Genomic DNA, 21,404 nt, shown 5'->3' on the forward strand with positions numbered 1-21,404 from the left:
GCCAGGGCATCGCCGGTCGCCCGGTCTCGTCAAGCCCTAAACCCTCGAAAGCCCGTTCAGGACTCCGGGGGAACGTCACGGGCCGCCCGGTCCCGCCCGCTCACCCGCAGGCCGCTCGCGCGGAGCCGCAGCACCAGTTCCCGATTACCCACCGGATGCGCTCCCGCGGCCACCAGGCCGTCGTAGCGGTGGGCGGGAACGTCGTAGTGGTCCAGGTCGAAGCCGCGGCGGGGGATGCCGTTCAAGGCCGCGAACGCGTGCAGTTCTGCCAGGGAGGAATCGCTGACAAGATGGGACCAGACGGTGCCATGCGCGGGCCACAAAGGCGTGTCGATCAACACTGTCATCACCCGATTCTACAAGTCCGGCCTCGGTTTGACCGTTGCAGCAGGATCGGCTAATGTTGACTTTTGGTGTGCGATGGGCCTTTGCCCCCGCGATCACCGAGGTTTTCTGAAAGCGACGGGCCGACTTGGTCTGTTCAAAGCAGTAACTTTCCATCACGGGGCCTCACGGCTCCCCAGAGATAGGTACGTAACGTGGTTTACGCAGTTGTGCGCGCCGGTGGGCGGCAGGAAAAGGTAGAGGTCGGGACCATCGTCACGATGGACCGAATCAAAGCCAACAAGGACGGCAACGTCGAGCTGGCCGCAGTGCTTCTCGTCGACGGCGACACGATCACCTCTGACTCGCAGTCACTGGCCAAGATCACGGTTACCGCCGAAGTCTTGAACGACCTCCGTGGTCCGAAGATCGTCATCCAGAAGTTCAAGAACAAGACCGGGTACAAGAAGCGTCAGGGGCACCGTCAGGAGCTCACTCGCGTTCAGGTTACCGGCATCGCCTAGGCCCTGAGGAGCAGAACAGATGGCACATAAAAAAGGCGCGAGTTCCACTCGCAACGGTCGCGACTCCAACGCCCAGCGCCTCGGCGTGAAGCGCTTCGGCGGTCAGGTTGTCAGCGCGGGCGAGATCATCGTCCGTCAGCGTGGCACCCACTTCCACCCCGGCGTCAACGTCGGCCGTGGTGGCGACGACACGCTCTTCGCTCTCGAGCCCGGCTCGGTTGAGTTCGGCGCCAAGGGCGGCCGCAAGGTCGTCAACATCGTGGTGGCTGCCGCTTAGGCATTCCACATCGGTAAGCGTGAGGGCGGGCTTCGGCTCGCCCTTTGCGTGTTTTACGGCACCAGGCAGCACACGTTCCACGGCATCACCGTTTGAGGCACCACTGAGTTTTTGCCACCTGAAAGGGGCACCCCCATGGCCACGTTTGTTGACCACGTCACTCTCCACCTGCGAGCAGGCAACGGAGGGAACGGCTGTGTCTCCGTCAAGCGTGAGAAGTTCAAGCCTCTCGCCGGCCCCGACGGCGGCAACGGCGGAAGCGGCGGCGACATCGTGCTCGTCGCCGACCCGAACGTGACGACTCTCCTCGGCTACCACCGTTCCCCGCACCGCAGCTCCGCGAACGGCGGGCCCGGCATGGGCGACCACCGCGCCGGCTTCGGCAGCGAGCTGATGGAGCTGTCCGTGCCGCTCGGCACCGTGGTCAAAGACGCCGAGGGCAACGAACTCGCCGACATGACCGAACCGGGCTTCCGCATCGTCGTCGCTCCCGGCGGGCAGGGCGGGCTCGGCAACGCGGCCCTCGCCTCACTCAAGCGCAAGGCCCCCGGATTCGCCCTCCTCGGCACCTACGGCTGGGAAGGCGACATCCAGCTCGAACTCAAGACCGTGGCGGATGTCGCGCTCGTCGGCTACCCCTCGGCCGGCAAGTCCAGCCTGATTGCGGCCATCTCGGCCGCCCGGCCCAAGATCGCGGACTACCCGTTCACGACCCTGCACCCCAACCTCGGCGTCGTGGACGCCGGCGAAGTGCGCTACACCGTCGCCGACGTGCCCGGACTGATCGAGGGTGCCAGCGAGGGCAAGGGCCTGGGCCTCGAATTCCTCCGTCACGTGGAGCGCTGCACCGCGCTGCTGCACATCCTCGACTGCGCCACGCTCGACCCTGACCGCGACCCGCTCAGCGACCTCGACGTCATCCTCGGCGAACTCGCCGCCTACCCGGTGCCCGAGGGCCAGAAGCCGCTCCTCGAGCGCCCCCAGCTGATCGCACTGAACAAGATCGACGTTCCCGAGGGCCGCGAGCTCGCGGAGTTCGTCAAGCCCGACCTCGAGGCGCGCGGCTACCGCGTGTTCGAGATCTCGACCGTCAGCCACGAGGGTCTCAAGCAGCTCAACTACGCCCTGGCGGAGACCGTCGAGGCCGGCCGTGTCGCGGCCGCCGCGGCGCAGGCCGTCAAGCCGCGCATCGTGATCCGCCCGAAGCCCGTCGACGACAGCGGCTTCGTCGTCAAGGTCGAGGGTGGCTCATTCGGCAACATCTACCGCATCATCGGCACCAAGCCCGAGCGCTGGGTGCAGCAAACGGACTTCAAGAACGACGAGGCCGTCGGCTTCCTGGCCGACCGCCTGGCCAAGCTCGGCATCGAGAACGAACTGTTCAAGGCCGGCGCGATCGCCGGGTCGACGGTCATCATCGGGCCCGGCAACGGCGTCGTCTTCGACTGGGAGCCCACCCTCACCTCCACGGCCGAACTGATCACGGCCCCGCGCGGCACCGACACCCGCCTTGACGACTCCAAGCGACGCACCAGCAACGAACGCCGCGAGGAGTACTTCGGCCGGATGGACGCCAAGGCCGCCGCACGCGCGGAGCTGATCCGGGAGCGTGAGGCCGGCATGTGGTCCACCGGCGAGGAAGAGTACAACGGCGACACGCTCACCGGCGACGGTTCAGTCCCGGTGTCGCCCCGTAAGGAGAGCACGGCGGAATGAGTCACCGCGCCCAAAGCGCCCCTGTGACCGCACTCCGCCGGCACGACGTGGCGTCGGCTGCGCGCATCGTGGTGAAGGTCGGCTCGTCGTCGATCAGCGGGGCGAACAGCGGGCAGATCGCGCCGCTCGTCGACGCACTGGCCGCGGCGCACGGGCGCGGAGCGGAGATCGTCCTCGTCTCCTCCGGCGCCATCGCCACCGGCATGCCGTACCTGCAGTTGGACGAGCGTCCCACCGACCTGGCCACTCAGCAGGCCGCGGCATCCGTGGGACAGAACCTGCTCATCTTCCGCTACCAGGACAGCCTCGACCGGTACGACATCATCGCCGGCCAGGTGCTGCTCACGGCCGGCGACCTGGAGAACCCCTCCCACCGCGGCAACGCGCACCGGGCGATGGACCGCCTGCTCGGTCTGCGCATCCTGCCGATCGTCAACGAGAACGACACGGTCGCCACCCACGAGATCCGCTTCGGCGACAACGACCGGCTCGCCGCAATGGTCGCCACGCTGATCCACGCCGACCTGCTGGTTCTGCTCAGCGACGTCGACGCCCTCTACACGCGCGCCCCGCACCTGCCGGGTGCGGAACGCATCGACCACGTCGTGCACGGCGACCCGATGCTCGGAGTCGAGCTCAGCGGCAGCCGCTCCGGGGTGGGCACCGGTGGAGCCGACACCAAGGTGTCGGCCGCCCGCATCGCGGCGGCGGCCGGCACCGCTGTGCTGCTCACCTCGACCGGCCTGGTGGCCGAGGCGCTCCGCGGCGACCTGGTCGGAACCTGGTTCGCACCCGCTCTGCCGTAAGCTACCGGCATGCTGCCGACCGACGCACCTCAGATCACGCCGATCCTCGAAGCCGCGCGCACCGCTGCCCGTACCCTGGCCACCACGCCGACCGGGCTGAAGAACAAGGCGTTGCACAGCATCGCCGCAGCCCTGCGGGGGAGCGCGGCCGAGATTCTGGCCGCCAATGCCCTCGATCTCACTGCCGGCACGGAAAACGGCCTGCCCACGGGCATGCTCGACCGGCTCAGGCTCGACGACGCGCGCATCGACGCCCTCGCCGACGCCGTGCTCGAGATCAGCCTGCTCGCCGATCCCGTCGGTGAAGTGGTGCGCGGATCCAGCCTGCCCAACGGCGTGCGGATCAGTCAGGTGCGCGTGCCCTTCGGCGTCGTCGGCGTCATCTACGAAGCCCGCCCGAACGTCACCGTCGACATCGCCGCCCTCGCCCTGAAGAGCGGGAACGCCGTCGTCCTGCGCGGCGGGTCGGCCGCCGAGAACACCAACCGGGTGCTCGTCGGGCTGCTCCAGGCCGCCACCCTGCAGGTCGGACTGCCCGCAGCGTGCGTGCAGACCATCGATCCGGCCGGCCGCGCCGGCGCCACCGAACTGATGCAGGCCCGCGGCCACGTCGACGTGCTGATCCCGCGGGGGAGCGCCGGCCTGATCCAGGCGGTCGTCACCCAGTCGACGGTGCCGGTGATCGAGACCGGGGCCGGTGTCGTGCACATCTTCCTCGACGAGTCGGCAAACCCGCAGTGGGCGGTCGACATCGTGCACAACTCGAAGGTGCACCGGCCCAGTGTCTGCAACGCCCTCGAGACCCTGCTCGTGCACGAGGCCGCGGCGGCCAGGCTCCTGCCGGGCGTGCTGGCGAAGCTGTCGAAGTCCGGAGTCACCCTGCACGGTGACGAGCGCGTGCGCGCGATCTACCCCGCGGCCGTGCCGGCCACGTCGGAGGACTGGTCCGCCGAGTACCTGGGTCTCGAGCTGGCCGTGGCCGTCGTCGACTCGCTCGACGCCGCCATCGCGCACATCCGACGGTACTCGACCGGGCACACCGAGTCGATCATCACGAATGACATCGTCAACGCCGACCGGTTCCTGAATGAAGTGGATTCCGCGGCCGTCATGGTCAACGCCTCCACCCGGTTCACCGATGGCGGCGAGTTCGGCTTCGGAGCCGAAGTGGGCATTTCCACCCAGAAACTGCACGCGCGCGGGCCGATGGGTCTGCCCGAGCTCACCAGCACCAAGTGGATCGTGCGTGGCTCCGGCCAGGTGCGCGCATAGGCCCCCGCTAGACTGTTGGCCGTGGCGCATCCGCTTGCCTTCCGTGTCCCTGAATGGAGAACCCCATGTCGTTCCTGACCGTTGTGCTGGCTGAGACCGGTCACGTCGCTTTGCCGATGCCGATCTTCGTGTACGGAGTGATCGCACTCGTGGTCTTCGCCGCGCTCGGCTTCGTGGTCTGGTCCTACCGGGATGTCGCCAACCGCCACCAGGCCAAGGCGAAGGCCTACGCCGACGCCCACGGCGGCGCACGCAGCGGCCACTAAACGAAAAGCTTCGCCCATCGATATTTCCAGGGCCCGCCCACCGCGCATCGGCGTGATGGGCGGTACTTTCGACCCCATCCACCACGGGCACCTCGTGGCCGCCAGCGAGGTCGCCCAGAGCTTCGACCTCGACGAGGTCATCTTCGTGCCCACCGGTCAGCCCTGGCAGAAAGCGGATGTCACCGCCAGCGAGCACCGCTATCTCATGACGGTCATCGCCACCGCGTCCAACCCCCGCTTCACCGTAAGCCGGGTCGACATCGACCGTACCGGGCCCACCTACACGATCGACACCCTGCGCGACCTGCACGCCGAACGCCCGGAAGCTGAGCTGTTCTTCATCACGGGGGCCGACGCGATGGGGCAGATCCTGGGCTGGAAAGACGTGCAGGAACTCTGGGACCTGGCTCATTTCGTGGCTGTGAGTCGTCCGGGACACGAGCTCAGTATTTCGGGATTGCCCAACCAGGACGTAAGCTTGTTGGAGGTTCCGGCTCTGGCCATCTCGTCCACAGACTGCCGGCAACGTGTGAATCGGGGGTTCCCGGTCTGGTACTTGGTCCCCGACGGGGTCGTCCAGTACATCTCAAAGCATCATCTGTATCGGAGTGTGGCATGACGTTGGGTAACGACCCACAGCCACTGACGCGGCGACAAGCGCGCGAGTTGGCCAGTCGGAACGAGCACATCGTCACCGGCGAATCCGCCCTACCTGTGGCGCCGGCGCCGCTCGAACCCGCCCCGGCGCAGGCGAAGGACGCCCCCGCGGCCAGGCCGCCCGCTTTCGCGCCCCGCAGCGCCGACAGGACGCCGAGCGCTGACAACACCCAGGAACACAGCACCCTCACCCGTCGTGAGTTGCGCGCCCTTCAGGCCGCGCACACCGGTGACTCCGGCGAATACGCGCTGAAGAACCGCCCCCACGGCGACTCGGTCGCCGCCGCGCCCGAGACGGCCCCGCATACCTTCGCCATCGACGCCCTGCATGTTCCCGCCGCCCCCGCGGCCCCCGCCAAGGCGCCGCCGCCGGTGGAGTTCCTGGTCGAGGCCTCCCCGCGCACCAGGGTGAAGTCCCGCCCGGGACTACTGCACCCGCCCGTCGGCCACTGGTCGCTGGCCCGCGACGAGGTCGACGACCATGATTCCGGTGTGACTCAGCTCGAGCCCTTCGACCAGATCGTGGCTCGCGGCATCAGCGCCGGCGGCATCCCCACCACCACCAACGCCCTGATCCTGCCCTCCATCCCGCATCAGGGAACCACGTCCGGCCCGCTCTCCAGCACCGGCGAGATCATGGTCACCGGCTCGATCGACCTGCCCCGCAGCCTCGGTTCCACCGGAGCCCTCCCGAACCTCTTCGATTCGTCCGAGATGGACCAGATGCTCGACCAGCTCGACGAGGGCGGATACCGCAGCGACGTCGCCCCGGTGAGCGCGAGCCGGGCCGTCAGCACCCACGCATCGACCCGGGGAGTCATGGCTCCGCCGAAAAAGCGCGGACTGACCGTTCCGGCTGTCCTGACCGTCACCGCAGGTGCCCTCGCCTTCGGCGTGCTGGCACTGATCGTGGCCGGCTACACCCTCAATATTTTCTAGTGCCATATTTTCTAATGCCATCCATTTCGCTTTTACTAACTCAGGGATTCATTCGATGACCGCTTCTGCCCATGCTCTCGAGCTCCTCAAGGTGGCTGCCGCCGCCGCAGACTCGAAGGCCGGGGAAGACCTCGTCGCAATCGACGTGTCCAATCCCCTTCCCCTCACCGACATCTTCCTGATCGTCACGGGGCGCTCCGAGCGCAACGTGGTGGCCATCGCCGGTGAGATCGAAGACAAGATGACCGAGGCCGGCCACAAGCCGCTGCGTCGTGAAGGCCGTGCCGAGGGTCGCTGGGTCCTCGTCGACTTCGGCGACCTCGTCGTGCACATCTTCCACGAGGAAGAGCGCGTGTACTACTCGCTGGAACGCCTGTGGAAGGACTGCCCCGTCGTCCCGATCGATCTGCCCGCCCACGAGGCCGCGGAGTAGCGGTGGTCAGCAGCAGGTGATTCATGTAGTAGCCTAGAGAAGTTGTTTCGGGGAAGTTCCGAAACACAATCTGGGTCCGTGGCGCAGCTGGTAGCGCACCTGCATGGCATGCAGGGGGTCAGGGGTTCGAATCCCCTCGGATCCACCGAGCAGCACGAAAAGAACAGGCCCCGACTTCGGTCGGGGCCTGTTCTTTTTGATCGTGCTTTGTTCAACTCGGCAGTGTCCGTTGACACGGGCCCTTAGTCCGTTCCGTTCACCAGGGCGAAACGCGGGACATCCTCTCCCTGGATGGTGACGCACTCCGTGAACATGGCCAGGGGGCGCACCCACAGCCCATGTTCCCCGTAGAGAGCGGTGTAGACCACCAACTGTTCCTCGGTCTCCGAATGCCGGGCAACGCCGAGGACCTCATAGAGGTTTCCTTTGTAGTGTCTGTATCTGCCGATCGCGATGTCATTCATGGTGCGCCGACTCTAGGCTCTCCCGCCCGGCATTCCCAAACCGTCACCGTCCGGCCTGCCCGCTTGCCGGCCGCGCACTGTTGCAGCTCACCGTCCGGGCTGACTATGGACGATGAGGGAGGTGGGAGCGATGGTCGTTTTCAAGGATCGGGTCGACGCCGGCAGGCAGTTGGCCGAGCAGTTGGAATCCCTCCGCGGACAGGACGTGGTGGTGCTCGGTCTGCCGCGAGGCGGGGTCCCCGTGGCCGCGGAGGTGGCGCAGGCTCTCGACCTGCCCCTGGACGTGATCGTGGTGCGCAAGCTCGGCGTGCCGTACCAGCCGGAACTGGCGATGGGCGCCATCGGCGAGGGGGGTGTGCTCGTGTTGAACAACGACGTGCTGAGCCTGGCCCAGATCGCGGAGGACGAATTGGCCGCCGTCGAGCGGCGGGAACGGGCGGAGCTGGAGTCCCGGGTGATCCGTTTTCGGCAGGGCCGGGAACGTCAACGCCTGACCGGCCGCACAGCCCTCATCGTCGACGACGGGATTGCCACCGGATCGACCGCACGGGTGGCCTGCCTGGTGGCCAGGGGACTCGGGGCGGCGAAGGTGGTCTTCGCGGTCCCGGTCGGCGCGGCCGACAGCATCCGTGACCTGCCCGGCGCCGACGAGGTGGTCTGCCTGTCGGTTCCCCGCCAGTTGATCGCGGTCGGCTACCACTACTTCGACTTCACCCCCACTACCGATGACGAGGTGAGCGCGCTGCTCGGCGCTGCCGACCGGCGGCAGAGCCGACGACGCATGGCCCCGAGCGGCTCCGAGCGGGCGGCAGCGCCCGAGGCAGGATCGGAGCTTCCCCCGGCAGACGACGCGGAGGTCGTGATCCCCGTTGACACGATCGTGCTCGGCGGCCACCTGCGGATTCCCCCGGCGGCCACCGGGGTCGTGGTTTTCGCGCACGGCAGCGGCAGCGGTCGTTACAGTCCGCGTAACCGGTTCGTCGCCGATGTGCTGCACCGGGCGGGCCTCGGCACAGTCCTGCTCGACCTGCTCACCGAGGAGGAGGAGACCGACCGCGCCAACGTCTTCGACATCGGGCTGCTCGCGCACCGGCTGAGCGCTGTCACCGGCTGGCTGGGAACCCGGCCCGACTCCCGGTCGCTCCCGGTCGGCTACTTCGGCGCAAGCACGGGGGCCGGGGCCGCCCTCTGGGCCGCGGCCGATTCCGGTGGACGGATCGCGGCGGTGGTGTCCCGCGGTGGCCGACCCGACCTGGCCGGACGGCGGCTGCGCCAGGTGCACGCTCCCACCCTGCTCATCGTCGGTGGCGCCGACACGATCGTGCTCGAGCTGAACCGGCAGGCGCAGGCCGCGCTGGGCGGCTCCAGCCGGTTGTCCGTCGTACCCGGCGCCACGCACCTCTTCGAGGAGCCGGGAACCCTGGCCCAAGCCGCCGACCTGGCCCGGGACTGGTTCGTCGACCACCTCGCCCCGGCCGACCGAAAACCGGCTGCCCGCACGGCTCCGAGCCGGGCCGGCACACGAGCGACGGGGGCCACGGAATGAACCCGGCACGGCGGGAGGCGACGGTGCCGGAGGTCCTCGCGCAGATCCAGTCCCTGGCGCGTCCCCTGACCGGCAGGGGCAATCTCGACGGCGTGGTCGACCTGGTCGGCAGGGGCTTGCTTCGTCGGCATCGGTGAGGCCTCGCACGACACCCACGAGCCGACGCGCTGCCCAACGCGCTGCGGGCCTGGCGCTGCTTCGTGCCCTACGGGGAACACCCCCAACGTTACGCCTGGAGCACCCGGCTGGTCCTGGAGCCGACCGGGTTCCAGCACCCGGCGCGGTGCGATACCGTCCTATCCGATACTGGAAGGGTGCCAGAGACCTCGACCCCCGCGCAGCGCCCGGCGCCCTGCCCCTGCCTGAGCGGCAACCCGTATGCCGAGTGCTGCGGCCGGTACCATCGCGGGGAGGCGTTCGCGCCCACCGCCGAGGCGCTGATGCGATCCCGATACGCGGCCTTCGCGATGGGGGAGCCGGATTACCTGCTGGCGACGTGGCATCCGCTCACCCGCCCGGACGCGCTGGAACTCGACGCCGACGTGCGCTGGATCCGCCTCGAGATCGACAGGACGGCCGCGGGCGGCCCGTTCGACAGGGAGGGGGTGGTGGAGTTCACGGCGTACAGCCGGTCCGGCGGCAGCGCCGCGCAGCAGCACGAGGTCAGCCGGTTCGTGCGGATGGACCGCCGCTGGGTGTACCTGGACGGCGTCTAGGCCAACGGCAGGAACAGGGCCGCCAGGAGCGCGATGTAGACGACAACGAAGACGGCGGGGGTCAGGAACCGCACAACGTTGATCCAGGGCGCGGAGGAGATGACGCCGCGACCGAGGGCGCTGCTCGCGGGCAGCGCGCGCAGGTCCGCCACGATGAAGAGTCCCTCGTTCGCGGACGCGATCTGCGCGAGCGCTCCGAGTATGCCCGATGCCAGCAGAATGCCCGCGGCCGCGATCCGCACGCTCAGTTCGGTCTCCGCCAGGCCGAACGACAGCAACGCCACGAGCGCCGTCAGCAGGAAGGTCGGGGCGAGTTGGGACACGATGATGTGCCAGCGGACCCGGGTCCAGAGTGAGATGAGTTCGTGTTCGGTCAAGGGGATCTCCAGTCGCCGGGGCGACCGGATGGTGGCTCCCGACCCCATTCTGCCCGGTTTTTCCGGCGCGCCGGAATAACCACGGGCCGGGCGCGGTTCCCTCGGTGGATGCATTTGCATAGACTTTGTGGCGGTCGTCCCGACCACGGCTAGGAGCACACACCAGATGAAAAAGACGTTCGAACTCGGGCTGGACACCTTCGGCGACGTCACCTTCGACGCCTCCGGCGCCCGGCTGTCCCAGGCGGAGACGTTGCGCAACGTGGTGGCCGAGGGTGTGCTGGCCGATCAGGTCGGCCTGGACTTCTTCGGGATCGGTGAGCACCACCGGGAAGATTTCGCCGTCTCCGCCCCCGAGGTGGTACTGGCCGCTATCGCCGGGCAGACCACCGGCATCCGTCTCGGGTCCGCCGTCACCGTGCTCAGCTCCGACGACCCGGTGCGCGTCTTCCAGCGCTTCTCCACCCTCGACGCGGTCTCCGCCGGGCGGGCCGAGGTCATCCTGGGCCGCGGCTCCTTCACCGAGTCGTTCCCGCTGTTCGGCCTGGAGCTGGAACAGTACGAGGTCCTCTTCGAAGAGAAGCTCAACCTGTTCACCGAGCTGCTCAAGGAAAAGCCCGTCACCTGGTCGGGTGAGACCCGGGGCGCCCTCCGCAACCAGCGGGTGTTCCCGCCCACCGAATCCGGTTCCCTGACCACCTGGATCGGGGTGGGCGGCAGCCCGCAGTCCGTCGTGCGTGCGGCGCACTACGGCCTGCCGCTGATGCTCGCCATCATCGGCGGTTCGCCGCTGGCCTTCGTGCCTCTCGTCGAGCTCTACCACCGTGCCCTGGCCCAGTTCGGCCAGCCGTCTCGTCCGATCGGCGAGCATTCGCCGGGATACGTCGCGGCGACGGATGCGCAGGCTCGCGAGGAAATGTGGCCGCATTACGCCGCCATGCAGGAGCGGATCGGCCGCGAACGCGGCTGGGGTCCGGTCACCCGGGAACGCTTCGACCACGACGCCGGCCCGGACGGCGCCCTGTTCGTCGGCTCGCCGCAGACCGTGGCCTCGAAGATCGCCGCCACCGCGGTGGGGCTCGGACTCTCCCGATTCGACCTCAAGTACAGCCTGGGCACGCTTTCGCACGAGAAGTTGATGACCAGCATCGAGCTCTACGGCACCGAGGTGGCGCCGCTCGTGCGCGAGCTGGTGGCCCGGTCGCAGCAGGCCTGAGTCAGAGCACGAGGTCGGCGAGCGGCCGTTCGCCGACCGAACGGATGCTGGTGACCGTCGCGTATCCCCCCAGAACAGCGTCGACGAGCTGTCCGAGCATTTGCCCGGTCTCACCCGTCAGCACACAGCACAAGGTGACGGAGGAGCCGAGGGCCGGCAACATCCGAACCCGGCAGACTCCCTGGCCACCGGCGTGCAGGTGTACGTCGGGAACGGTCTCACGGCCCTCGACGGTGACCGTGAGAACCGGGGACGGAGCGAAGACCACGACCACATTCACAGCGGAATGAGACCCGGATCGGGCTTCCGCGAAGACGGATCGGGCGTCGGCCATGCCCGGCAGACTGTAGCGTACTTGTGGACCTATCGGCCCGGTCGGTGAGCCCACAGCACGAGACCCACAGCACGAGACCCACAGCACGAGGAGCACCCTTTGGAAACCTGGCCCGGCACTGCCTACCCGCTCGGCGCAACGTATGACGGCAGCGGCACGAACTTCGCCCTGTTCAGCGAAGCCGCCCACCGAGTCGAGCTCTGCCTCTTCGACGACCAGGGCGGCGAGACCCGCATCGAGGTGGTCGAATCCAGCGCGTTCATCTGGCACTGCTACCTGCCGCTGATCCAGCCGGGACAGCGTTACGGCTACCGCGTGCACGGTGACTACAACCCGGCCGCGGGCAACCGGGCGAACCCGAACAAGCTCCTGCTCGACCCCTATGCCAAAGCCACCTGCGGAACCATCGACTGGGACCAGTCCCTGTTCTCCTACAACTTCGGCGACCCGGATTCGCGCAACGACGAGGACTCCGCCCCGCACATGATGCTCGGCGTCGTCGTCAACCCGTTCTTCGACTGGGTGGGCGACCGGCCCCTGCGCACGCCCTACAGCGCGTCCCTGATCTACGAGGCCCACGTGAAGGGCCTGACCAAGCTGCAGGAACTGGTGCCGGAGGGCCAGCGCGGCACGTACGCCGGCGTCGCCCATCCGTCGGTGATCGACCACCTGCAGAAACTCGGCGTGACCGCGATCGAACTGATGCCGGTTCACCAGTTCGTCAACGACGGCACCCTCGAGGAAAAGGGTCTGAACAACTACTGGGGCTACAACACCATCGGGTTCTTCGCCCCGCACAACGCGTATTCCTCCACCGGCGACCTCGGCAACCAGGTGCAGGAATTCAAGGGCATGGTGCGCAGCCTGCACGATGCGGGCATCGAGGTCATCCTCGACGTGGTCTACAACCACACGGCGGAGGGCAACCACCTCGGCCCGACGATCTCGTTCAAGGGCATCGACAATGAGGCGTACTACCGGCTCATGGACGACGACAAGCGCTACTACATGGACTACACGGGCACCGGAAACACGCTGAACGTGCGCCACCCGCACTCGCTGCAGCTGATCATGGACTCGCTGCGCTACTGGGTTCTCGAGATGCACGTCGACGGTTTCCGTTTCGACCTGGCCTCGGCCCTGGCCCGTGACCTCTACGACGTCGACAAGCTCTCCACCTTCTTCGAACTCGTGCAGCAGGACCCGGTAGTGTCCCAGGTCAAGCTCATCGCCGAGCCGTGGGACGTCGGCCCCGGCGGCTACCAGGTCGGCAATTTCCCGGCCCAGTGGACGGAATGGAACGGGAAGTACCGCGACACCGTGCGTGACTTCTGGCGCGGCGAACCGTCGACGCTGGGCGAGTTCGCCTCGCGCATCACCGGGTCCGCCGACCTCTACGAGCACTCCGGCCGCCGCCCCGTCGCGTCGATCAACTTCGTCACCGCGCACGACGGGTTCACCCTCTCCGACCTGGTCTCCTACAACGAGAAGCACAACGACGCCAACGGCGAAGACGGCCAGGACGGCGAATCGCACAACCGGTCCTGGAACTCCGGAACCGAGGGCCCGACGGATGACCCGGAGGTCCTGGCATTGCGGGCCCGGCAGCAGCGCAACTACGTGGCCACCCTGCTGCTGTCGCAGGGCGTGCCGATGATCCTGCACGGCGACGAGCTCGGCCGCACCCAGGAGGGCAACAACAACACCTACGCCCAGGACAACGAACTGAGCTGGATCCACTGGTCCGACGCGGACCACCCATTGATCGAGTTCACGGCCGCCGTGTCCCGGCTGCGCCGGGAACACCCGACCTTCCGCCGCAGCAGCTTCTTCAACGGCCACCCCGGCGCCCGCACGGTGGGCGACCCGATGAGTGACCTCGTCTGGCTCACCCCCGACGGGCAGGAAATGCAGTCCCAGGACTGGGACGAGCACCTCACCCGCACCGTCGCCATGTTCCTCAGCGGTGACGGCATCCGGGAGCGCGACTCCCGCGGCCAGGTGGTGACCGACGTGAACTTCCTGGTCTGCTTCAACGCCGACGCCGAGGACGTGGAGTTCACGCTGCCCTCGGCCGAATACGCCCCGGCATGGGAGATCGTCGTCGACACGGCGGGGGAGGGCGCCGACGCGATCCCACGGCCCGCCGGGTCCCTGCACACGGTCATTTCCCGGTCGCTCGTGGTGCTGCGGGCGTACCACGCCCCGGAAACCGTGCCGGACCACTCCGTCGCGGCCTCCCTGGCCGGGCTGATGACGGGGACCATCTCCGTGGTCGACCCGGCGCATCTGGTCCAGCCGTGAGGATTCCGCGGAACACCTACCGCCTGCAGATCACGGCATCGTTCGACCTGGCCGCCGCCGAGGGAGTCCTCGACTACCTGACCGAGCTGGGCGCGGACTGGCTCTACCTGTCGCCTCTCCTCGCCGCGGAGGAGGGCTCCGACCACGGTTACGACGTGGTCGACCACTCCCGCATCGACCCCGTGCGGGGCGGCGCCGAGGCGCTCACCCGCCTGGCGGCGGCCGCGACGGATGCCGGGCGCGGCATCCTGGTCGACATCGTGCCCAACCACATGGGCGTCGCGACCCCGCACCGGAACCAGTGGTGGTGGAACCTGCTCCGGAACGGTCTTGCGTCACGCTACGCGGAGGCCTTCGACGTGGACTGGGCCGCGAACGCCGACCGGCTCCTGCTGCCCGTGCTCGGTGACGACGCGGACGGCCGGAGCGAGCTCGACCGCCTCGAGGTCGTCGGCGACGAGCTGCGCTACTACGACAACCGGTTCCCGCTCGCCCCCGGCACCGCCGACGACGGTGCGGACGCCCGCGTCGTCCACGCCCGCCAGCATTACGAACTCGTCAACTGGCGCCGCGCGGACGCACAGCTGAACTACCGGCGTTTCTTCTCCGTGAACACGCTGGCCGGCCTCCGGGTCGAGGTGCCGTGGGTCTTCGACGAATCCCACCGGGAGATCCTGCGCTGGGTGCAGGACGGCCTCGTGCAGGGGCTCCGGGTCGACCACCCCGACGGCCTCGCCGACCCGGGCGGCTACCTCGACCGGTTGCGGGAAGCCACCGATGGCGCCTACGTGCTCGTCGAAAAGATCCTCGAGGGCGACGAGGCGCTGCCGACCAGCTGGGCCACCGCCGGCACGACCGGCTACGACGCCCTCGCCGACTTCGACCGGCTGCTCGTCGACCCGGCGGGGCAGGGCGCCCTCGACGCGCTGGAGGCCCGGCTGCAGGCCGAGGCCGCAGCCCCGACCGGTGATGCGTTGCCGGCGAGCTGGCCCGACCTCGTTCACGCGCGGAAGCGCGTGATCGCCGACAACACCCTCCAGACCGAGGTCGTGCGCCTGGCCCGCCTCGTGCCCGGCACCGACGCCTCTCCCGACGCCCCGATCGTCGACGCCCTGGCCGAACTCCTGGCCTGCTTCCCGGTCTACCGCTCCTACCTCCCGGTGGGCATCGACGAGCTGCGTCACGCGGCCGCCGAGGCCGCCCGCCACCGGCCCGACCTGGTGGGTGCGATCGACGGGCTGCTTCCGCTGCTCGGCGACCCGGCACATCCGCTGGCCGTGCGCTTCCAGCAGACCTCGGGCATGGTGATGGCGAAGGGTGTCGAAGACACCGCGTACTACCGGTACAGCCGGCTCACCTCGCTCAACGAGGTCGGCGCCGACCCGGGGGAGTTCGCGGTCGACGCGGCCGAATTCCACCGGCGCCAGCAGAGGCGCCAGGCCACCTTCCCGGCCGCGATGACGGCCCTCTCCACCCACGACACCAAGCGCAGTGAGGATGTGCGCGCCCGCATCTCGGTGATCGCCGAGATCCCCGCGGAATGGGAGAGCACCCTCCGCATCCTGCGCGCGGCCGCACCGCTCGGCGACGCCCCGTTCGAGAACCTGCTCTGGCAGGCCATCGTCGGCTCCTGGCCGGCCACGCCGGACCGCCTCATCGCCTACGCCGAGAAGGCCGCCCGGGAAGCCGGGACCTCGACCACCTGGACCGACCGGAACGAGGAATTCGAGACCGCCATGCGCGGCCTGGTGACCGCCTGCTTCGACGATCCCGCGGTCACGCAGACACTCGCGGCGTTCGTCGACCGGGTGCGGGGTGCCGGCTGGAGCAACGCGCTCTCGAACAAACTCGTACAGCTGACGGCCCCCGGCGTGCCCGACGTCTACCAGGGCAGTGAGCTGTGGGACACGTCCCTCGTCGACCCCGACAACCGCCGCCCGGTCGACTACGACCTGCGGCGCGGCTACCTGGCCCGGGTGCGGGACGGCTGGTTGCCGCCGGTCGACGAGACCGGCGCCGCGAAACTGCTGGTCACCACGCGCGCCCTCCGGCTGCGTCGCGACCAGCCCGAACGCTTCTTCCGGCACAGCCCGGTCGCCGCGTTCGGCGCCGCCGCCGACCACGTGATCGCGTTCGACCGCGGCGGCGCGGTCACCATCGCCACCAGGCTTCCCCTCGGCCTCGCCGCCGCGGGCGGCTGGGGCGACACGACCGTGGTCCTGGCCGACCGACCGGTCATCGACCTGCTGACCAATGAACTCCACCCCGGCGGAACCCTCAGCGTGGCGGCCCTCCTCCGGCGCTACCCGGTGGCACTGCTGGTGCCGGCCGACAGCGCCGACAGCGCCGACACCGCCGACACCGCTGACACCGCCGACACGACCCGTACGACCGACCCGGAAGGTTCCGACCATGCCCGCTGAATTCGAAGTCTGGGCACCCGACGCAAAAACCGTGGCCGTAGAACTCACCGACCAGACCCTGCCGATGACCCCGCGGGGCGACGGATGGTGGCACGCACCACGATCGGTGACCGAACCTGGCGACCGGCCCGTCGACTACGGGTTCCTGATCGACGAAGAGGGCCCCTTCCCCGACCCGTGCTCCCGGCACCAGCCGAACGGAGTGCACGCGAAGAGCCGCACGTTCGACCCCGGCGAACACGTCTGGCAGGACGGCGCCTGGACCGGCCGCCAGCTGGCCGGCAGCACGATCTACGAGCTGCACCTCGGCACCTTCACCCCGGAGGGCACCCTGGATGCCGCGGTGGGCCGGCTGGCCCACCTGGCCTCCATCGGCGTCGACTTCGTGGAGCTGCTCCCGGTCAACGCCTTCAACGGCACCCACAACTGGGGCTACGACGGCGTGCTCTGGTACGCCGTCCACGAGGGCTACGGCGGCCCGGCCGCGTACCAGCGGTTCGTGGACGCCTGCCACCAGGCCGGCATCGGCGTCATCCAGGACGTGGTCTACAACCACCTCGGCCCGAGCGGCAATTACCTTCCGAAGTTCGGCCCGTACCTGAATGAAGCGGGCGACACCGGCTGGGGTTCCTCCCTCAACCTCGACGGCCCGCAGTCCGACCCGGTGCGCCGCTACATCCTCGACAACGCCCTGATGTGGCTCGGCGACTACCACGTCGACGGGCTCCGCCTCGACGCGGTGCACGCCCTGCGCGACGACCACGCCCTGCACCTGCTCGAGGAACTCGCCACCGAGGTCGACGTGCTCAGCGCCACCTGCGGGCGCCCCCTCAGCCTGATCGCCGAGTCCGACCTCAACGACCCCCGGCTGATCACACCGCGGGATACCGGCGGCTACGGGCTCACCGGCCAGTGGAGTGACGACTTCCACCACGCCGTGCATGTGGCCGTCAGCGGCGAGACCATGGGCTACTACGCCGACTTCGAGCCGCTCGGCGCCCTCGCGAAGGTGCTCACCCACGGGTTCTTCCACGACGGCACCTTCTCCAGCTTCCGCGGGCGCACCCACGGCCGCCCGATCGACACGGCCCGGATGCCGACCTGGCGCCTCGTCGTCGGCAACCAGAACCACGACCAGATCGGCAACCGGGCAACGGGAGACCGTCTCAGCGCAACCCTCGACGCCGGGCAGCTGGCGATCGCCGCCACCCTGACCCTGCTCGGACCGTTCACGCCCATGCTGTTCATGGGCGAGGAATGGGGCGCCAGCACACCCTGGCAGTTCTTCACGTCGCATCCGGAGCCCGAACTCGGCGAGGCCGTCCGCACGGGCCGGATCGGCGAATTCGCGCGCATGGGCTGGGACCCGGCGCTGGTGCCCGACCCGCAGGACCCGGCCACATTCACCCGGTCGGTGCTCGACTGGGACGAGCTGTCCCAACCGGCTCACGCGCGCCTGCTCGGGTTCTACCAGGCTCTGGCCCGGCTGCGCCGGTCCCGGCCGGACTTCACCGACCCGCGCTTCGGCCGGGTCGCGGTCGACTTCGACGAGAACGAACGGTGGCTGCGGCTCCGCCGCGGCGACACCGAGGTCCTGGTCAACCTGGGCACGGAGGCCCGCCAGGTGCCGACGGATGCCCCGGCGCTGCTGGCATCCTTCGCCGCCGCCGGCGACGCGGTCCGGGCCCGCACCCCCACCACGGTGCTGCTCGCGGCGCACTCCGTGGCCGTGCTCGGCACCCCCGAGTAGCCCGCCCGCCGACCCGCCGACCCGCCGACCCGCCGCCCCGCCGAGCCGTGAGTTCCGCCCCTCTTTTCCGCTCGCGAAGGGGAGTTACTCACGGCTCGGCGGGTTTGGCGTGGCGGGTCTCCACATCCAGGCCGGGTCGGGCAACTGTGCAAGCACGTCACCATGGGTTGTGTTTTTGTCTGTCAGGATGGGATCACCGATCAAGGAAAGGATGCCCCCGTGGTAGCGCGAGTAACGGCAACGTCGATCGTGGATGCCGTCGCGAGCAACCTGCGAACCCGCATCCTCGAGGGCGAATCGACCTCTGACATCGCTCGCCCCGAGACCGAGATGACCGGCGGCTCCGCGCTGGCCGTGGTGGAGCCCGACAGGCGCTTCCACACCGGGGAGGGCGACGGCGTCGGGGCTGCCGAGCTGCTGGACGAGCACCTGGGCCGGGCCCGCGAACGCCTCGCGGCGGCCATCGGCGGCGAAGCCGGCACTGAGGCCCACCTCCCGTCGTCCGTGCACCCTGTCTGAGTCCCCGGGATACGCTATGGGCTACTTTCTCGCACCGTCGACCAGTGCCGCACTCTCACACCTGGCGGTCGTGGACGCCGCCCCCGGCTCGGCGCCGCTCGAGCGGCTGCGGGCCATCCGTTCCCTACTCCTCGAGCTCGACGCGGACCCGGCCACCCTGGCAGGCGTGCGCGACGCGCTCCGTGACGGCGTCGGCTGGGACGAGCTGGCGGATGCCGCCGGACTCAAACCGGCCGCCGCGAAGTGGCGCTGGAGCGGCACCGACGCCGAGATCGCCGCCCGGCAGGTGGCCGGCCGCAAGCGGGCCGCGCGCCCCAGCGCCGTGCCCACGGATCTGCCCGGGTTGTCCGTGTCCGAGGCTGCCGCGCAGCTGGGGGTCACCCCCCAAGCGATCTACCTGAAGCTGAGCCGCGGCAAGCTCTCAGGCCGAACCGTCGAACTCGCCGACGGGCGCAGCTACAAACGGGTCTTCCTCGACGTCGACGCGGATGCCCGCATGCCCGGCGGAACAGCCGCCCGCCTTGACCGCGCCGAACCGGTAGAAGACAATAACCCCACCGACCCCACAGACCCCACCGCATCTTCCCCCGATGCACACTGAAGACGGAGCCCGTACTATGACTGATTTCACCTCGACCAGCACCACCCGGGCGATGCCCCTGTCCGATCAGACCGAGACGCTCGAACCCTTCGAAGAGCCGCAGCCGCAGCCGCCTGCGGCCCAGTCGGCGCCCAAGCCGGCCCTGCGATTCACGACCACTCCCGGTCAACGCACCGCTCTGGTCGTCCTGGTCGGCATCGCTTCCCTGGCCGTGGCCTTCATCGTGATGCTCCTGGTCGGGGTGTCGAGCGAGAGCATCAACGCCCTGGCCGTGTTCGTCACACCTGTCGCCTCGATGGTGGCCGCCTACTACGGCATCACCCTGAGCATCCAGCAGGTACGCAGTGAACGCGCCGAGAAGGAGAAAGCCATGGCCCGAGCGGATGCCGCCGACGCCGCCAGCCGCGAAACCGAGATCTGGGCGGCCCAGATGGAGTCCGGCCTGCGCGTCGCGGTGGCCCAGCTCACCACCGCCCGCATCCCCACCGACTCGGTCACGAAGGCCGCCGGAACCCCCGACGGCTTCTTCTAACCGACTCCTGAAACGACGGGAATGAGGGGTGGCGCTCCCGGAGCACCCCGCACTCCTGTCGTTTCACCCCGCCTGTCGGTTCACACCTGGGATGCGGCTATCCGGCTTCCTCCTCGTCGGTGCCGTTCCGCACGCGTACGAGGGTGCCCCAGCAGGCGACGGTCGTCAGCACGACCGCTCCGACGGCTCCCAGCGCGAGCGGCGACAGGGCGAAGGCCAGGGGCAGCGCCAGCAGCAGCAGGGCGATTCCCGTGAGATGGGAGATCAGCACCTCCCGGGCCACGACGAATCGGAACAACGCCAGCCCCAGCAGGTACAGCAGCGGCCCTCCGGCGATCGCGACGGCCGTCGAGAAGACGACCGGGTCATCCGGATGCGCCAGGATCTCCTTGTCGCCGACCGAAGTCAGCACCACGCCGGCGATGATCAGGGCATGCACGTAGGTATACGCGAGCCGGGCGAGCCGGCCCGGGTCGGCGGCCGCGGCGAGGGCCTTGCTGCCCGCGTACTCACTGTGGTCGAAGTACAGCCACCACATGGCCGCCCCACTCACGAAGGCCAGCAGCAGGCCGAGCACGCCCGCCACCGAGACGTCCTGGTCGACGAAGGCGAAGCCCGTCACCAGGAATGACTCGCCGAGCGCGATGATGACGAACAGGGCGCTGCGCTCCGCGATGTGCGGGCCGGAGAGCTCGCCGTCGCCGGGAGTGGCCCGGCCGAGGCCGGGTACCGGGAAACCGAGCGTCGCGGACACGAACTCGATCGCGAGTGCGATGGCCCAGAACAGCAACCGGTAGTCGGCCGGGAGCAGGCCGCCCAGAATCCAGAAGAGCCCGGCCAGGGCCAGCCAGACGAAGATCCGCACGAACGCGCGGAAGAGGGCGCGGTCGTGGCGCGCGAGGGCGAGCGCCATGAAGGCCGTCCGGCCCAGCTGCAGGGTGACGTAGGCGACGGCGAAGACGAATCCCCGGTCGCCGAACGATTCGTAGATCGAGACGCTGACCACCAGACCGACCAGGGAGAGGCCGAGCACGACCCCGCGCACCGGCAACCGGGCCGGATCGAGCACGTTGGTCACCCAGGTGGTGTGCACCCAGATCCACCACAGGGCGAGCACCAGGATGACGGACTCGGCGGCGCCCTGCAAGGATTGGTTCTCGTAGAGGTGGCGTGACAGCTGGGTCAGCGCGAACACGAAGATCAGGTCGAAGAACAGCTCGATATAGGTGACCCGGTCCGCCTGTTCGGAACGATCCGGCCGCAGCAGGTTGGGCCGGAAGCCGAGACGGACGGTGTGGCGGCGACCGGTGCCAGAGGCGGAGGGGACGGTGCTGGGGGTTGCGTTCACGCACCCAGTCTGCCTCAGTCGGCCGGATGCGGCGGCACGCGGCGTGGCATCTTCAGACTG

General features: G+C 68.9%; 23 protein-coding genes and 1 tRNA gene. 19 read left to right on the plus strand and 5 right to left on the minus strand.

Annotated features, from left to right (window positions below):
• Positions 1–56: 56 nt before the first annotated feature.
• Positions 57–347, minus strand: a complete 291-nt coding sequence (locus E3T23_RS01505; RefSeq protein ID WP_134368643.1) for a DUF4031 domain-containing protein — start codon at positions 345–347, stop codon at positions 57–59.
• Positions 348–539: 192 nt separating this feature from the next.
• Here E3T23_RS01505 and rplU point away from each other — a divergent pair, with 192 nt between their 5' ends.
• From rplU to E3T23_RS01555, 10 genes are all read left to right on the plus strand, one after another.
• Positions 540–848 (plus strand): 50S ribosomal protein L21, encoded by a 309-nt coding sequence (gene rplU, locus E3T23_RS01510; RefSeq protein ID WP_104103412.1) that lies wholly within the window; start codon positions 540–542, stop codon positions 846–848.
• Between the two features lie 19 nt (positions 849–867).
• Entirely contained in the window at positions 868–1,125 is a 258-nt protein-coding gene (gene rpmA / locus E3T23_RS01515) for a 50S ribosomal protein L27 (protein ID WP_104169636.1), read from the plus strand.
• A 135-nt stretch (positions 1,126–1,260) separates the two neighbouring features.
• The gene (gene obgE, locus E3T23_RS01520) at positions 1,261–2,841 is read left to right on the plus strand and encodes a GTPase ObgE (protein ID WP_134368644.1); all 1,581 of its coding nucleotides are present in this window, start codon (positions 1,261–1,263) and stop codon (positions 2,839–2,841) included.
• Positions 2,838–3,647 (plus strand): glutamate 5-kinase, encoded by an 810-nt coding sequence (gene proB, locus E3T23_RS01525; RefSeq protein WP_134368645.1) that lies wholly within the window; start codon positions 2,838–2,840, stop codon positions 3,645–3,647. Before obgE ends, proB begins: the two co-directional genes overlap by 4 nt.
• A gap of 9 nt (positions 3,648–3,656) precedes the next feature.
• Positions 3,657–4,919, plus strand: a complete 1,263-nt coding sequence (locus tag E3T23_RS01530; RefSeq protein ID WP_134368646.1) for a glutamate-5-semialdehyde dehydrogenase — start codon at positions 3,657–3,659, stop codon at positions 4,917–4,919.
• A 65-nt stretch (positions 4,920–4,984) separates the two neighbouring features.
• Complete coding sequence (locus E3T23_RS01535) at positions 4,985–5,185, plus strand: hypothetical protein (RefSeq protein WP_134368647.1); 201 nt, start codon at positions 4,985–4,987, stop codon at positions 5,183–5,185.
• Between the two features lie 22 nt (positions 5,186–5,207).
• Positions 5,208–5,804 (plus strand): nicotinate-nucleotide adenylyltransferase, encoded by a 597-nt coding sequence (gene nadD / locus E3T23_RS01540; RefSeq protein ID WP_420898291.1) that lies wholly within the window; start codon positions 5,208–5,210, stop codon positions 5,802–5,804.
• 47 nt (positions 5,805–5,851) lie between these two features.
• A complete protein-coding gene (locus E3T23_RS01545; RefSeq protein ID WP_134368649.1) occupies positions 5,852–6,781 on the plus strand; it encodes a hypothetical protein in 930 nt (309 codons plus the stop codon).
• Between the two features lie 55 nt (positions 6,782–6,836).
• Positions 6,837–7,214: a ribosome silencing factor gene (rsfS, locus tag E3T23_RS01550; RefSeq protein WP_134368650.1), complete on the plus strand. Its 378-nt coding sequence runs from the start codon at positions 6,837–6,839 to the stop codon at positions 7,212–7,214.
• A gap of 72 nt (positions 7,215–7,286) precedes the next feature.
• A tRNA-Ala gene (locus tag E3T23_RS01555) sits at positions 7,287–7,359 on the plus strand.
• Positions 7,360–7,456: 97 nt separating this feature from the next.
• Here E3T23_RS01555 and E3T23_RS01560 read toward each other — a convergent pair.
• On the minus strand, positions 7,457–7,678 hold the full coding sequence (locus tag E3T23_RS01560; RefSeq protein ID WP_174843825.1) for a DUF1653 domain-containing protein: 222 nt from the start codon (positions 7,676–7,678) through the stop codon (positions 7,457–7,459).
• A gap of 130 nt (positions 7,679–7,808) precedes the next feature.
• Between E3T23_RS01560 and E3T23_RS01565 the strand changes: the two genes are divergently transcribed.
• Positions 7,809–9,224, plus strand: coding sequence for a phosphoribosyltransferase family protein (locus E3T23_RS01565; protein ID WP_134368651.1), 1,416 nt, complete (start codon positions 7,809–7,811; stop codon positions 9,222–9,224).
• A gap of 314 nt (positions 9,225–9,538) precedes the next feature.
• Positions 9,539–9,940, plus strand: a complete 402-nt coding sequence (locus E3T23_RS01570) for a YchJ family protein (RefSeq protein WP_134368652.1) — start codon at positions 9,539–9,541, stop codon at positions 9,938–9,940.
• On the opposite strand, the gene E3T23_RS01575 is transcribed toward E3T23_RS01570, so the two are convergent.
• Complete coding sequence (locus E3T23_RS01575; RefSeq protein WP_134368653.1) at positions 9,937–10,317, minus strand: hypothetical protein; 381 nt, start codon at positions 10,315–10,317, stop codon at positions 9,937–9,939. The genes E3T23_RS01570 and E3T23_RS01575 overlap by 4 nt on opposite strands.
• A 166-nt stretch (positions 10,318–10,483) precedes the next feature.
• Here E3T23_RS01575 and E3T23_RS01580 point away from each other — a divergent pair, with 166 nt between their 5' ends.
• Positions 10,484–11,533, plus strand: a complete 1,050-nt coding sequence (locus tag E3T23_RS01580; protein WP_134368654.1) for an LLM class flavin-dependent oxidoreductase — start codon at positions 10,484–10,486, stop codon at positions 11,531–11,533.
• 1 nt (position 11,534) lies between these two features.
• On the opposite strand, the gene E3T23_RS01585 is transcribed toward E3T23_RS01580, so the two are convergent.
• A complete protein-coding gene (locus E3T23_RS01585; protein ID WP_134368655.1) occupies positions 11,535–11,867 on the minus strand; it encodes a hypothetical protein in 333 nt (110 codons plus the stop codon).
• Positions 11,868–11,966: 99 nt separating this feature from the next.
• Here E3T23_RS01585 and glgX point away from each other — a divergent pair, with 99 nt between their 5' ends.
• The 6 genes from glgX to E3T23_RS01615 all read left to right on the plus strand — a co-directional run bounded on the left by glgX (position 11,967) and on the right by E3T23_RS01615 (position 19,996).
• Positions 11,967–14,171, plus strand: a complete 2,205-nt coding sequence (glgX, locus tag E3T23_RS01590) for a glycogen debranching protein GlgX (RefSeq protein WP_134368656.1) — start codon at positions 11,967–11,969, stop codon at positions 14,169–14,171.
• Positions 14,168–16,594: a malto-oligosyltrehalose synthase gene (gene treY, locus E3T23_RS01595; protein WP_134368657.1), complete on the plus strand. Its 2,427-nt coding sequence runs from the start codon at positions 14,168–14,170 to the stop codon at positions 16,592–16,594. Before glgX ends, treY begins: the two co-directional genes overlap by 4 nt.
• Positions 16,584–18,344 carry a malto-oligosyltrehalose trehalohydrolase gene (treZ, locus tag E3T23_RS01600; protein WP_134368658.1) on the plus strand — a complete coding sequence of 587 codons (1,761 nt, stop codon included), beginning with the start codon at positions 16,584–16,586 and terminating at the stop codon, positions 18,342–18,344. Before treY ends, treZ begins: the two co-directional genes overlap by 11 nt.
• Positions 18,345–18,563: 219 nt before the next feature.
• Positions 18,564–18,863: a hypothetical protein gene (locus E3T23_RS01605; RefSeq protein WP_134368659.1), complete on the plus strand. Its 300-nt coding sequence runs from the start codon at positions 18,564–18,566 to the stop codon at positions 18,861–18,863.
• Between the two features lie 16 nt (positions 18,864–18,879).
• A complete protein-coding gene (locus E3T23_RS01610; protein ID WP_134368660.1) occupies positions 18,880–19,464 on the plus strand; it encodes a hypothetical protein in 585 nt (194 codons plus the stop codon).
• 16 nt (positions 19,465–19,480) lie between these two features.
• Entirely contained in the window at positions 19,481–19,996 is a 516-nt protein-coding gene (locus E3T23_RS01615; RefSeq protein ID WP_134368661.1) for a hypothetical protein, read from the plus strand.
• Between the two features lie 97 nt (positions 19,997–20,093).
• On the opposite strand, the gene E3T23_RS01620 is transcribed toward E3T23_RS01615, so the two are convergent.
• The gene (locus E3T23_RS01620; RefSeq protein ID WP_198416156.1) at positions 20,094–21,344 is read right to left on the minus strand and encodes a low temperature requirement protein A; all 1,251 of its coding nucleotides are present in this window, start codon (positions 21,342–21,344) and stop codon (positions 20,094–20,096) included.
• Positions 21,345–21,404: the final 60 nt, after the last annotated feature.

Origin of the sequence: Cryobacterium cheniae (assembly GCF_004403395.1) — a bacterium.
Lineage (GTDB): Bacteria > Actinomycetota > Actinomycetes > Actinomycetales > Microbacteriaceae > Cryobacterium > Cryobacterium cheniae.

What these genes read in the sequence shown, in the direction of transcription:
- E3T23_RS01505 (WP_134368643.1), bottom strand. Translation starts at nt 347, where the DNA reads ATGACAGTGTTGATCGACACGCCTTTGTGGCCCGCGCATGGCACCGTC.
- rpmA (WP_104169636.1), top strand. Translation starts at nt 868, where the DNA reads ATGGCACATAAAAAAGGCGCGAGTTCCACTCGCAACGGTCGCGACTCC.
- obgE (WP_134368644.1), top strand. Translation starts at nt 1,261, where the DNA reads ATGGCCACGTTTGTTGACCACGTCACTCTCCACCTGCGAGCAGGCAAC.
- proB (WP_134368645.1), top strand. Translation starts at nt 2,838, where the DNA reads ATGAGTCACCGCGCCCAAAGCGCCCCTGTGACCGCACTCCGCCGGCAC.
- E3T23_RS01530 (WP_134368646.1), top strand. Translation starts at nt 3,657, where the DNA reads ATGCTGCCGACCGACGCACCTCAGATCACGCCGATCCTCGAAGCCGCG.
- E3T23_RS01535 (WP_134368647.1), top strand. Translation starts at nt 4,985, where the DNA reads ATGTCGTTCCTGACCGTTGTGCTGGCTGAGACCGGTCACGTCGCTTTG.
- rsfS (WP_134368650.1), top strand. Translation starts at nt 6,837, where the DNA reads ATGACCGCTTCTGCCCATGCTCTCGAGCTCCTCAAGGTGGCTGCCGCC.
- E3T23_RS01560 (WP_174843825.1), bottom strand. Translation starts at nt 7,678, where the DNA reads ATGAATGACATCGCGATCGGCAGATACAGACACTACAAAGGAAACCTC.
- E3T23_RS01565 (WP_134368651.1), top strand. Translation starts at nt 7,809, where the DNA reads ATGGTCGTTTTCAAGGATCGGGTCGACGCCGGCAGGCAGTTGGCCGAG.
- E3T23_RS01580 (WP_134368654.1), top strand. Translation starts at nt 10,484, where the DNA reads ATGAAAAAGACGTTCGAACTCGGGCTGGACACCTTCGGCGACGTCACC.
- E3T23_RS01585 (WP_134368655.1), bottom strand. Translation starts at nt 11,867, where the DNA reads ATGGCCGACGCCCGATCCGTCTTCGCGGAAGCCCGATCCGGGTCTCAT.
- treZ (WP_134368658.1), top strand. Translation starts at nt 16,584, where the DNA reads ATGCCCGCTGAATTCGAAGTCTGGGCACCCGACGCAAAAACCGTGGCC.
- E3T23_RS01610 (WP_134368660.1), top strand. Translation starts at nt 18,880, where the DNA reads ATGGGCTACTTTCTCGCACCGTCGACCAGTGCCGCACTCTCACACCTG.
- E3T23_RS01615 (WP_134368661.1), top strand. Translation starts at nt 19,481, where the DNA reads ATGACTGATTTCACCTCGACCAGCACCACCCGGGCGATGCCCCTGTCC.